Origin of the sequence: Pontibacter sp. BAB1700, assembly GCF_000277005.1 — a bacterium.
GTDB classification, from domain to species: Bacteria; Bacteroidota; Bacteroidia; order Cytophagales; family Hymenobacteraceae; genus Pontibacter; species Pontibacter lucknowensis.
In genome coordinates, this window is record NZ_AKIS01000036.1 from 1 (window position 1) to 12,241 (window position 12,241).

The following is a 12,241-nucleotide window of genomic DNA, read 5'->3' on the forward strand; positions in this document are numbered from 1 at the left end:
GTGAAGGATGTTGCCAGGGAGCTGAACGTGCAGCTGATCGACCTAACCCAGCTCTCCATTGACGCCTTTACCGCTAAAGGGCAGGACTATGTAACGAACCATTATTTCATGAACCTGCCCGCGGGCAAGTATACCGCCTACCCGGAAGGTCAGAAAGACAACACGCACTTCCAGCCAGAAGGGGCTACAGTGGTGGCGCAGCTTGTTTTTAACGGGATGCAGGACTTGAAAGAGAGGAAAGCTGCAGCCAAGAAGTAATATAACTTCAAAGTTGCTCTAAGATAAAATTCCCGTGGCAGACGGCATGGGAATATTCACTTATAAAATTACCGGATGACATGAACATCAGACGATATTTCCTGTGGCTTTTTCTTACTTTTTGGTTTAGTGTAGGCAGTGCTTCAGCCCAGAATGAAGCCAGCATGTACCATAAACTTTGGTATAAACAGCCTGCCGCCAACTGGAACGAAGCACTGCCACTTGGGAACGGTCGCCTGGGTGCCATGGTGTTCAGCCAGCCGGCACGGGAACAGCTGCAGCTAAATGAGGAAACGGTTTGGGCCGGAGAGCCGGGTAACAATGTGTTGCCAGCCCTGAACAGCGCATTGCCCGAAATCAGGCAGCTTATTGCTGCAGGAAAGCATAAAGAAGCGCAGGACCTGGCCATGGAAAAACTGCCGCGGCAACCGGCGGCCGACAACAATTATGGCATGCCATATCAGCCTGTCGGCAATCTGTTTATTTCTTTTCCGGGCCACGAGCAAGCCACAGACTATTACCGCGACCTGGACATTCAACAGGCAATAAGCACGGTTTACTATAAAGTAAACGGCGTTACGTTCAAGCGCGAAATGTTCTCGTCCTTTACCGATGATGTTGTAATCGTGCGCCTGTCAGCCGATAAGCCTAAGAGTATAAACTTTACTCTGTCGGCTGATAGTCCCCACAAAAATTATACGGTCAGAACACGAGGTAACCAACTGATATTGAGTGGTGTTTCCGGTGATGTGGATAACAAGAAAGGTAAGGTGAAATTCCAAACGCTTGTGGAGCCTGAAACGGAGGGAGGCAAGATCACAAGCACACCGGAGGGGGTACAGGTAAGCGGCGCCAATGCCGCAACGCTTTACATTTCCATCGGGACGAACTTCAAAAGCTACAGGGACCTGAGTGGCGACGGCGAGGCAAAAGCTGCCAAGCTACTATCCAGCGCAGTCAAAAAGAAGTATAAGAAAGCAAAGGCGGAGCACACGGCCTTCTACAGAAATTACTACGACCGTGCTTCCCTTAACCTGGGTACGACAGCGGATCTGCAGAAACCAACTGATGAACGGCTGGCTGCCTTTGCCCGCTCGAACGACCCGCATCTGGCAGCACTGTATTTTCAGTTTGGGCGCTACCTGCTTATCTCCAGTTCACAGCCGGGTACACAGCCTGCCAACCTGCAGGGTATCTGGAACGACAAAATCGCACCGCCCTGGGACAGCAAGTATACCGTCAACATCAACACCGAAATGAACTACTGGCCCGCAGAGGTAACCAACCTTTCGGAAATGCACGGCCCCTTGTTCAGCATGCTAAAAGACCTGTCGGAATCGGGTAGGGAGAGCGCTTCTAAAATGTATGGCGCCCGAGGCTGGATGATGCACCATAACACGGACATCTGGCGGATAACCGGCCCGATAGACGGTGCCTTTTATGGCATGTGGCCGATGGGAGGCGCCTGGCTGACGCAGCATTTGTGGCAGCACTACCTCTACACCGGCGATCAGAAATTTTTGAAAGTGGTATACCCGGTGTTGAAAGGATCAGCCATGTTTTATGCCGATGTGCTGCAGGAAGAGCCCACAAACAAATGGCTGGTGGTGAGTCCGTCCATGTCGCCGGAGAACAAACACCAGAGCGGTGTCTCCATCTCCGCGGGCACCACCATGGACAATCAGCTTATTTTTGACCTTTTCAGCAATGTGATCAGAACAGCCGAAGTACTGAACACAGACCAGGCGTTTGCCGACTCGCTGCGCACCATGCGCGACAGGCTGCCGCCGATGCAGATCGGGCAGCACAACCAACTGCAGGAGTGGCTGCGGGACCTGGACAGAAAAGATGACAAGCACCGTCACGTTTCCCATCTTTACGGCCTGTTCCCGAGCAACCAAGTATCGCCTTACCGCCATCCCCTACTATTCGAAGCCGCCAAAAACTCACTCGTTTACCGCGGCGACAAATCTACGGGCTGGTCGATGGGCTGGAAAGTGAACCTGTGGGCAAGGCTACTGGATGGTAACCGGGCTTACAAACTGATACAGGACCAGCTGACACCTGCCGGAACGGAAGGCAAAGGCGAGAGCGGCGGCACCTATCCGAACCTGTTCGACGCGCACCCGCCGTTCCAGATCGATGGTAATTTTGGTTGCACGGCAGGTATAGCCGAGATGTTGCTGCAGAGCCACGACGGAGCGCTGCATATGCTCCCGGCGCTGCCTGATGTGTGGCAAATCGGCGAGGTAAAAGGATTGGTAGCCAGAGGCGGCTTTGTGATTGACATGGCCTGGGAAGGTGGTAAAATCAAAACGCTGAAAATCCACTCCAAGCTGGGCGGCAACTGCCGCATCAGAACAAGCGACCTCTTGCAGCTAGCAGGCAAGGGTAACCTGAAAGAAGCTACTGGTGAAAACACGAACTTCTTTTATCAGGAAGCAGCCATCAAAGAGCCATTGGTGTCAGAAAAAGCACAAGTACAGGCGACAGGTATAGCCGATGTGCTGGAGTTCGATCTGGCAACTGAAAAAGGCCAAACTTATTTATTGAAGTTAAACTAAGGTATAGCCCCATCAATGGGATACTTATACCAGCTTAAGTATAAACTGTGAAGGTGATCAAACAGGTATGGAGCAAGAGGTGCCAATCAGCAGCCAAGGTATACTTATGGGTATGGCTGATGCTGCTTGCTGCCACTGTCGATGCACAGAAATCTGATGTGGGAAATTTTTATCCGCTGCTCCAGTCGCACGCCAGTAAAAATAATAGTAGTCTCTCTTTCCTGAACAGCAAACACCGCAATGCAGAAAAGTGGCGCAAGGAGGCGAAGGGAAAACTGCAGGAACTGCTGGCTTATAATCCGGAGCCTGTGCCGCTGCAGAGTGAGGTCATCAGCACGACCAAACGTGATGGCTATACCCAATACCTGGTGCGCTACAACGTAAATGCGCATCAGCATACGGAGGCCTTTCTGCTTATACCTGACAACCTGACCAAACCTGCCCCGGCCGTGATCGCCCTGCATGACCATGGTGGTTTTTACTTTTTCGGGAAAGAAAAGCATACCTTGATTGACGACCAGCCGGAGGTGCTGAAAGAATACATCCAGAACTTGTACGAAGGCAGAGCCTATGCCAACGAGCTGGCCAAAAGAGGCTTTGTCGTGCTGTCGCCGGATGCCCCTTACTTTGGCTCTCAAAAGCTGGACCCTGACCAGGTGAGCGATGACCTCACCAAGAACTACCGCAAGCAACTCACGGGAGACCAAGACGCTGGTATCAAGCTATACAACAAATTCGCCAACGGGCATGAAGTGGCTGTTAACAAAACAATACTGGCTGCAGGCACTACCTGGCTGGGCATGATTGTGCAGAGCGATAGGGTAGCGATCGACTATTTACTGTCGCGGCCCGAGGTGGATCCAAACAGGATTGGCTGTATCGGACTTTCACTGGGCGGACTGCGCAGCACTTATTTGTTTGGAATAGACTCCCGAATTAAGACAGGCGTAGTGGCCGCCTTTTCGACTACCTACGAGCACATGCTGCAAAACCACACGCGCCATACCTGGATGATGTACGTGCCAAGGCAGTACCAGTACCTGGATTTGCCGGATGTGGCTTCGCTGAATGCACCTCGTCCATTGCTGGTGCTAAACTGCCAGCAGGACAAGCTGTTCAACCCGGCCGGCATGAAAGCAGCAGAAACAAAGCTGGCAGGCATCTATAGCAAAATGAAGGCTGCTGATAAATTTAAGGCCAATTACTACGATGTGCCACACTCCATGCCTATTGCCATGCAGGATGATGCTTTTGAATGGCTGGAGAAGTGGCTGAAATAATTACGAACAAGAATATCTTTATGAAATTAGAACACTTTGCGCTGAATGTAGAAGACCCGGTAGCCATGACGGCCTGGTATGTCGAGCACCTAGGCATGCAGGTGGTGCGGCAAATGGAGCAGGCACCTTTTATGACTTTTCTGGCCGATGACAGTGGCCGGGTCATGATCGAGGTATACCTGAACCCGGCTGATGAAGTGCCACCTTACCGTGACATGAACCCGCTTCTGGTGCACCTGGCCTTTGTCTCTGAAAATCCAACAGAAGATAAAGACCGACTGATAGCAGCGGGCGGAACACTGGAATCGGAGCAGCATCTGGAGGATGGTTCACATCTGGTGATGCTGCGCGACCCTTGGGGCCTGGCGCTGCAGCTTTGTAAAAGAGGTGTTCCAATGCTGACTGAGATAGAGAAATCAGAGGCGAGGGTATAGGCAAAGAGGTTCAGGTTTTAGAGTGCAGCTGCTTTTGAATCTAGCGTAAGAATCAATGCAGCGCATCAACCTGAATAGCTGGCTTGTTTTTAGTGATAGATGTAAAACAACAAAGAGAGTTCTTATGAAAATATTTCTTCTTTTAGCTGCCACATTTCTGATGTCCTTTTTTCCTGCCCAGCAGCAGAAGCCCATCAAGGTATACCTGATCGGCGACTCCACCATCTCCATCAAGGAAACGAAAGCCTATCCAGAGACAGGTTGGGGAATGCCCTTTGTATACTTCTTTGACTCCAGTGTGACGGTAGACAACCGTGCCAAAAACGGCCGCAGCACCCGCACATTTATTGAGGAGGGGCTCTGGCAGCCTGTGTCAGATCAGCTGCAGGCCGGTGACTATGTGTTCATCCAGTTCGGTCACAACGATGAGGTTGAAACCAAGAAAAGCTATACCCCAAAGGATCAGTACCGGGCCAATCTGGATCGCTTCATCACAGAGGCTCAAAAGAAAAAAGCTACACCTGTGCTGCTCACGCCTGCTGCCCGCCGTCAGTTTGACGAGGCCGGTAAAATAGTGGGAACGCACGAGGAGTATGCAGCCATTGTACGTGATGTGGCCAGCCAGCGGAAAGTAGCCCTGATTGACTGGACCGAAAAAGCCAGGACCTGTTGCAGCAATTCGGTGTGGAAGGCTCGAAGCATCTGTTCCTGCATATGGAGCCGGGCCAGCACCCCAACTACCCGGACGGCAAAGAAGATAACACCCACTTTAACGAATATGGTGCCCGCCTGGTGGCGCAGCTGGTGCTGGCCGAAATCAAAGCCCAGAAGCTGAGCCTGGCTGAAAGGTTGGTGAAGAAGTAAAGACGACCAGCAGGTATAACCATAAAAAGAAAGCCGGCTTCTCTAATGAAGAGCCGGCTTTCACCCATTTAACAAACGCAACAACAATCTAACTATAATCTATTAAGCAGGCGTATTACAGTGATACGCCACGTTTCCAAGGTATAAAGTCATCCTGCCCCAGCACTTGAGCTTTGGACTGGATGTTGCCACTGGCGACCTCAATAATGTAGTCTAGCATTGCCTCGCCCATCTCTTCGATGGTCTTCTCTCCTGCGATCACCGGGCCTGTGTCCACATCAATAATATCCGGCATACGTTGAGCCAGTTTGGTGTTAGACGATACCTTAATGACCGGCGCAATCGGGTTGCCGGTTGGGGTACCGAGACCTGTCGTGAAAAGGATGATATTCGCGCCTGAACCGGCCATAGCGGTCGTGCTTTCCACGTCGTTGCCCGGTGTGCAGAGCAGGTTCAAACCCGGACGGGTAGCATATTCGCCATAGTCCAGCACATCTACTACAGGGGAGGTGCCGCCTTTTTTGGCCGCTCCCGCCGACTTGATCGCGTCGGTGATCAGGCCGTCCTTGATATTGCCCGGACTTGGATTCATGTCGAACCCGGAACCTACCGCTTCTGCTGCACGGGCATAAGCTCGCATCAGGTGCACAAAGCGGTCGGCGGTTTCGTCGCTTACGCAGCGGTTGATGAGTTCTTGCTCCACACCGCACAGCTCCGGAAACTCCGACAGCATAGACTTGCCGCCCAGTGCTACCACCAGGTCCGACACATGGCCTACGGCCGGGTTGGCCGAAATACCTGAGAAGCCATCAGAACCCCCACACTCCAGGCCGATCACCAGCTTGCTCAGCGGTGCAGGCTCACGTTTTTGTTTATTGGCCTCTACCAGCCCCAGGAAGGTGCGTCGGATGGCCAGCGTTAGCAACTCCTGCTCTGTGCCCTCTTTCTGTTGCTCCAGTATGATAAGCGGCTTTGAAAAGTTCGGATTCAGCGCCTTGATGCGCTCTTCCAAAATAGGCACCTGCGCATTCTGGCAGCCCAGACTCAAAATAGTGGCACCCGCCACATTGGGGTTGTGAATGTAGCCAGCCAAAAGTGCGCACAGCATATCCGAGTCCTGGCGAATGCCGCCGCAGCCGCCCTCGTGTGTCAGAAACTTAATGCCGTCGATATTTTCAAAAATGCGTTGCTGTCCGTTAGACGTGACCGAGTTGAGTGGCAACTGGGCAATTTCCTCTGTCTTGCCCGCCTGGTAGAGCTCCACCATCTGCTGTACATAGCTCTTGTACAGGTCCTGTTGGCCAAAGCCCAGGTTCTCCATAAAAGCCTGCTTGATGGTTTCCACATTGCGGTTTTCGCAGAATACCAGCGGAATTACCAGCCAGTAATTGCCTGTGCCTACCTGCCCGTCTTCGCGGTGGTAACCCAGGAAAGTTTTGTCCACCCACTTCGACACATCAGGTGCCTGCCAGCTAATGGTCTTCGTCTTGCCCGTAAAACCCGATACCTGGTGCTTCACATTACCGGTGGTCAGGATGCCGCCGGCAGGTATAGCCTCCACGGCCTTTCCTACCAGAGAACCATACATGATGATCTCCTGGCCCGGGTTGAGCTGCTGTTCGGCAAACTTATGCTTGGCAGGAATGTTCGCCACGATTCCGATCTGTCTGCCATTGAATTCTACCACATCACCTGCCTGCAAGTCCGTCAAGGCGACCAGCACATTATCTTCCGGGTGAATCTTTAAAGTATTATTTGCCATGCTTCTAAAATGCTCTTTTGTGCAATCGATTGCGCACTAAGACAAGTATACAGAAGTTTTTCGGAAAATGAAAATTTTAAGGTAGAAGTTTCGCTGAAAATTGGGAGTAGGTGTTTAGGCTTCACAAATGGGTGTTCCTTTTCCAGGAGCAGGAAGCTTAAGTCACTGCACAGGCATCTTTATGTCATTTCGACCTGGGGGTAGGGGCCACTACTGTTCGGAACCTGCTGACTAAACGTTCCTGCACGAAAAAGGCTAATTATACAGTAAGAGAATTGTCCCCTTGAAGGGACCACAGGGGTGTAGATGACATGGCCTCTGCCATGTAGGGCTATATCGGGGGAAGCTGGCCAACTGGACGCCCCTGTTGAGCTGCGCTCGCAAGTTTCGAACTCCCGTTCTCACTTGTCCTCAAGGGGACAGCCCTGGTTTGCTCAAATAGGCATTTCAGCCTTATACCTTGCCAGTTGGGGTATGCAGGCATCAACTATCTCGAGTTATCCTTAATTGCTCTTTAAATGCGGTATTTCCCGATTGCTTTTGCAGCATATATATACTGCTCCCAAGTACTAAATTGAACGTCTTGTAAAACCCAAATCTCAAAGAGAGGAAACCTTTTTAAAATAATTGATGTATATACATTTAAAGTCTATACATTTATTGTAAGTTTGTAGCAGAAAACATTTTAACCCAAATAAAAGATAAGATTATGGCAAACGTAAAATGGTCAGTAGACCCAACGCACAGCGAAGTACAGTTCAAAGTAAAGCACCTGATGATCACGACTGTGACAGGTTATTTCGAAAAATTCACGGTAGAGGCCGAGAGTGAAGACGAGAACTTCAATGGTGCCAGCAACATTGTGTTCACGGCCTATGTGAACTCGATCAGCACCAACAACGAGCAGCGTGATACGCACCTGAAGTCAGGCGATTTCTTTGATGTAGAGAAGCACGACGAGATTCGCTTTGTTGGCAAGAACTACGAGAACGTAGGCGGCAATGAGTACAAACTGCACGGCGACCTGACCATCCGTGACGTGACCAAACCTGTAACTGTGGACGTGGAGTTTGGCGGCACGGTAGTAGACCCTTATGGGCAGCACAAGGCAGGCTTCACGGTGACTGGAAAGATCAGCCGTAAAGAGTTTGGCCTGACCTGGAACGCGGTAACGGAAGCCGGTAGCGTCGTAGTGAGCGACGAGATCAAGCTGCAGGCTGAAGTGCAGCTGGTGAAGCAGGGCTAAGTTTGCAAATTGTCATTTCAGATGCAATGAGAAATCCGGATAATAAATGCCTTCAGATTCCTCATTACATCCAAAATGACATCTTAACTCCCTCCTCGCGTATACATTTTAACAGCTAAACAATATTACCATGGAAGACAGAATCTTAGGACTTCACCATATCACAGCCATTGCTGATTCGGCCAAAAGCAACCTGGACTTTTATACCAAAGTGCTGGGCTTAAGGCTGCTCAAAAAGACGGTTAACTTTGATGATCCCGGCACCTATCACCTCTATTATGGCGATGAGGCGGGCAGCCCGGGAACCATCCTGACCTTCTTCCCTTACGCAGGTGCACGTCGTGGCAAGGCTGGTACAGGTATGGCCACGCACATTGGCTACGCTGTGCCTGAGGGCAGCTTTGATTTCTGGATGAAACGCTTCGAGGAACACGGAGTAAGTTACGGTCGCCCTGCGGAGAAATTCGGGGAGCAGTACCTGCCTTTCCAGGACCCGGATGGGTTGTTGCTGGAGCTGGTGATCCCTAAAAATACTGACAACCGCAAGCCCTGGGAAACCGGCGAAGTGAAAGCAGACGTGGCGACCAAAGGTTTCCATAGTGTGACGCTGACATTGGGTAAAGCTGAAAAGACGGCGGCTATCCTGACCGACATCTTTGGCTATACCTTGCAGGACCAGACAGGAAACAGCTACAGGTATAGCACCGATGCGGTGGAAGGCGCCAACAACATTGACATCGTGGAAAACCCGAATGTCAGTCGTGGAGAAGGCGGAGCAGGTACAAACCATCACATTGCTTTCCGGGTGAAAGATGAGGAGGTGCTGATGCGATTCCGTGAAAAAGTGGCTAGCAAAGGCTTCAATATTACTGAGAAGATTGACCGCAATTACTTCTACTCGCTTTACTTCCGTGAGCCGGGCGGTGTGCTATTCGAGATCGCAACCGACAACCCGGGCTTTGCGATAGACGAGCCGGTGGAAGAACTGGGTCAGAAACTACTGCTGCCACCGCAGTACGAACCCCACAGAGCCAAAATCGAAGCCGTTCTGCCAAGTCTGGACTAAGGCAGTCATCTTAAACTGAACGAAAGATATAGCATGTACACACACGAAAAGCAAGTACGCACGCAGGGCAAACCCTTGTCTGAAACTGGCAAGGCGCTGATCCTGATCCATGGGAGAGGTGCCACGGCGGCGAGCATATTGCCCTTGGCGCAGGAACTGGGAGCGGATGATTTCACGCTGTTCGCACCGCAGGCTACCAATAATACCTGGTACCCTTACAGCTTCATGGCGCCGGCCGATCAGAACCAGCCTGCTTTGGACTCGGCCCTGGAACTGATCAACGAAACCGTGCAAAGTATAAAAGCGCAAGGTATAGCCAGTAAGGACATTTACTTGCTCGGCTTCTCGCAGGGCGCCTGCTTAACGGCAGAGTACGCTACCCGGCACGCACAGCGCTTCGGTGGTCTGCTGATCTTCACGGGCGGACTGATCGGTCAGGAACTGAACACGAGCAACTACAAAGGCGATTTCGAAGGTACACCGGTGTTCATTTCTACAGGAGACCCGGATCCGCATGTGCCGGTAAGCAGGGTAGATGAAACCGTGAAGCAAATGGAAGGGATGGCGCGAAAGTATCCCGCAAGGTATACCCGGGACGCCCGCACACCATCCTGCAGGAAGAGTTAGAACTAGCCAGAATGATACTGGCTTCTAAAGAATAGTTTAATTGTTTAGCTGTAAACGATAGAGCCGGAGGCGTCAGCCTCCGGCTCTATCGTTTTATAAGACGTACTAATTCTGACTTTCGTATCCAAAATCCTTAAAGGTCTTGGCGATGTTCTCATCGCTGGCTTTGCTCTTGTTCTTCCAGCTGGCATCCAGCTCCAGGGCGACCATGCCTTTCAGATTCATCACTGCTACAAAGTCATCCACATCTTTGAGGAAATCCGGCCTGCGGCGGGATGACTTGAGGGCATACTTACGGGCGAAGACATCGCCTTTGGTCTGCAGTTCGTTGCGCTTCTCGATGATGTAATTCAGTCGCTCTACCAGGTCTTTGGTGGAGCGGCCGATCACCTCCGTCGCCTCCAGCGTGCCGATGGTCATGACAGTTGTACCGCCGATGGTGGTGATCTTTTTGCTGGTAGCTGGCTCGTCTATGATGACAGGGGCCACACCCGTTACAGCACCCATCGAGGCATTGGCCAGGGAGCGACCTTTCTTGCCTTTGCGGGCGCGGTTATATTTCTTCTTCAGGTCTTTTTCAGTCTCCTTAAGCTGCTCCATCAGGTCCCAGGCACGCACCAGGCAGCACGGTACTCGTTATAAAGCTTCTGATCTTTTTCACCTTCGTTTACGGCATTGATAATGGTGATAGACACGGTGCGCTCATCGCGCTTGTTGGATTTGTCCAGCACAAAAAAGGTCATCTCAAAAGCCACAGAGTCGAGCGGGTCGCGCACAAAGTCGTAGCCCGGTCGCCAGATGAATTCGTACTGCGAGGCTGTGTTCTTCACGAGGGCAGTAGCCGGGACTTTGGGGTCAGTGGAAATAAAGCTGAAAGAAGCGATATCGGCCTCCCCGTTCGGGTCATAGATCTGGAACTTGATATTAAGTGTGGCGTCTTCCTTGTAAACAAAACGCTTCTGAGACGGGATCATCTGCAGGGTAGGCGGCAGGTCCTGCTGCGTTACCTCCACTTTGAAAGAGCCGCGGGTTCGGGCCTTGGCTGGCTGGTCTTCTACATAAAACTCTACTTTGATCGGGTTGTTACGGAGGCGATTGAACTGCGTAAGAGAAGGCTTCCAGGTAAACTCGCCTGCGCCGAAAGCTTGGCACCTTCCGGCATACCGTCCGCAATGGCTACAAACACGATCGGGTCCTCGTCTTCGTCCTGCACCGCCGCTGACTCAATGGTATAAGTATTCTGGGTATTGTAGCGTACATAGAGCGGCTTCAGTTCGCCCACCACCGGCGGACGGTTTACATGCTCTACTTTAAAGTCAACGACCTGGCTGGCGCTCTCGTCTTTCTCGTTGCGGACTTCAAAAATCACCTGCAGCACACGACCTCCGCTCAGGCGGTCCACAAAATCGTAGCTGGGCGTCCAGGAGAAATAGCCGGTTGAGTCGAAGATCATGCCATCGACTTTGCCTTGCTTGATGCTATACCTGAAATCGGTGCCCGTGCCACCGCTGGCCTGCACGTCGAATTCGAGTTTCTGTCCCTCTTTAAGCACGTTCCAGCCGGGATCAGTGGGGAACTGTAGCTTGATAGGCGATGACCTGGAAGATTTGCCGGAGGGTGTGTCCTGGGCAATTGCTTGGCTGATAAGGAGTATCAGGAGAGAAAAAAGAAGTAGACTCTTTTTCATATAAGGTGAATTGTGCAATAAGGTGCGTAGAGAATGCTTAAACTTTTATTCGGCCCTTGGGAGCGGGTAAGAGCAAGGCTTCAGAATGGTACTAAAGCCGCATGGCTGAGCAGCGCGTCCTGAGATAGCGAATCGTGGCTTCCGCTGCAAAGTGGGTGCTATATGAAAGATAAAGTTTGAACATGCTCTTTTAGAAGCCTCTAAGTTAGCAAAGACTTCTGCGTTTATCAAAGCAGGCCCTCTTCTAAAATTTCAGGCAGCCTTGTTCTGAATAGTGATAGGGAAAAATAGGATACATAATTGTAATATACCAGGTGTTAAGATGTGCGGTATAAGTCTATGTCGTAATGAAGTGTGTCCTGAGAGTTTGTATATTTAGGAGCCTGTTAGCATCGGCCATGCTAAACACCTGAGGGATTTCTTCGTTTGAAGTCAGGCCTGTAAAGCTGATGT

The 12,241-nt window shown here is 51.2% G+C and carries 11 protein-coding genes and 1 pseudogene; 8 read left to right on the forward strand and 4 right to left on the reverse strand.

The features are described 5' to 3' along the window. The 5 genes and pseudogenes from O71_RS24220 to O71_RS04895 form a co-directional block, all read left to right on the forward strand. Positions 1-258, forward strand: a pseudogene (locus O71_RS24220) (GDSL family lipase); the annotation flags it as partial. 80 nt (positions 259-338) lie between these two features. Beyond that, on the forward strand, positions 339-2,822 hold the full coding sequence (locus O71_RS04880; protein WP_007653868.1) for a glycoside hydrolase N-terminal domain-containing protein: 2,484 nt from the start codon (positions 339-341) through the stop codon (positions 2,820-2,822). A 47-nt stretch (positions 2,823-2,869) separates the two neighbouring features. Continuing rightward, on the forward strand, positions 2,870-4,102 hold the full coding sequence (locus O71_RS04885; RefSeq protein ID WP_007653869.1) for a dienelactone hydrolase family protein: 1,233 nt from the start codon (positions 2,870-2,872) through the stop codon (positions 4,100-4,102). Positions 4,103-4,122: 20 nt separating this feature from the next. Beyond that, positions 4,123-4,536: a VOC family protein gene (locus tag O71_RS04890; RefSeq protein ID WP_007653871.1), complete on the forward strand. Its 414-nt coding sequence runs from the start codon at positions 4,123-4,125 to the stop codon at positions 4,534-4,536. 124 nt (positions 4,537-4,660) lie between these two features. Further along, a complete protein-coding gene (locus tag O71_RS04895; protein WP_007653873.1) occupies positions 4,661-5,371 on the forward strand; it encodes a rhamnogalacturonan acetylesterase in 711 nt (236 codons plus the stop codon). 144 nt (positions 5,372-5,515) lie between these two features. Here the strand turns inward: O71_RS04895 and O71_RS04900 are convergent, their stop codons facing one another. Further along, complete coding sequence (locus tag O71_RS04900; RefSeq protein WP_007653875.1) at positions 5,516-7,162, reverse strand: UxaA family hydrolase; 1,647 nt, start codon at positions 7,160-7,162, stop codon at positions 5,516-5,518. A 709-nt stretch (positions 7,163-7,871) separates the two neighbouring features. Between O71_RS04900 and O71_RS04905 the strand changes: the two genes are divergently transcribed. The 3 genes from O71_RS04905 to O71_RS04915 all read left to right on the forward strand — a co-directional run bounded on the left by O71_RS04905 (position 7,872) and on the right by O71_RS04915 (position 10,101). After that, positions 7,872-8,408, forward strand: coding sequence for a YceI family protein (locus O71_RS04905; protein WP_007653876.1), 537 nt, complete (start codon positions 7,872-7,874; stop codon positions 8,406-8,408). 130 nt (positions 8,409-8,538) lie between these two features. Continuing rightward, positions 8,539-9,474, forward strand: a complete 936-nt coding sequence (locus O71_RS04910) for a ring-cleaving dioxygenase (protein ID WP_007653877.1) — start codon at positions 8,539-8,541, stop codon at positions 9,472-9,474. A gap of 33 nt (positions 9,475-9,507) precedes the next feature. After that, on the forward strand, positions 9,508-10,101 hold the full coding sequence (locus O71_RS04915; RefSeq protein ID WP_007653885.1) for an alpha/beta hydrolase: 594 nt from the start codon (positions 9,508-9,510) through the stop codon (positions 10,099-10,101). 105 nt (positions 10,102-10,206) lie between these two features. On the opposite strand, the gene O71_RS27050 is transcribed toward O71_RS04915, so the two are convergent. From O71_RS27050 to O71_RS27060, 3 genes are read right to left on the reverse strand one after another with little or no spacing between them, the layout of a single operon-like run. After that, positions 10,207-10,719 carry a hypothetical protein gene (locus O71_RS27050; RefSeq protein WP_369750879.1) on the reverse strand — a complete coding sequence of 171 codons (513 nt, stop codon included), beginning with the start codon at positions 10,717-10,719 and terminating at the stop codon, positions 10,207-10,209. Beyond that, a complete protein-coding gene (locus O71_RS27055) occupies positions 10,701-11,114 on the reverse strand; it encodes a hypothetical protein (protein ID WP_369750880.1) in 414 nt (137 codons plus the stop codon). Before O71_RS27055 ends, O71_RS27050 begins: the two co-directional genes overlap by 19 nt. A gap of 53 nt (positions 11,115-11,167) precedes the next feature. Further along, positions 11,168-11,788, reverse strand: a complete 621-nt coding sequence (locus tag O71_RS27060) for a hypothetical protein (protein WP_369750881.1) — start codon at positions 11,786-11,788, stop codon at positions 11,168-11,170. Positions 11,789-12,241 lie beyond the last annotated feature (453 nt).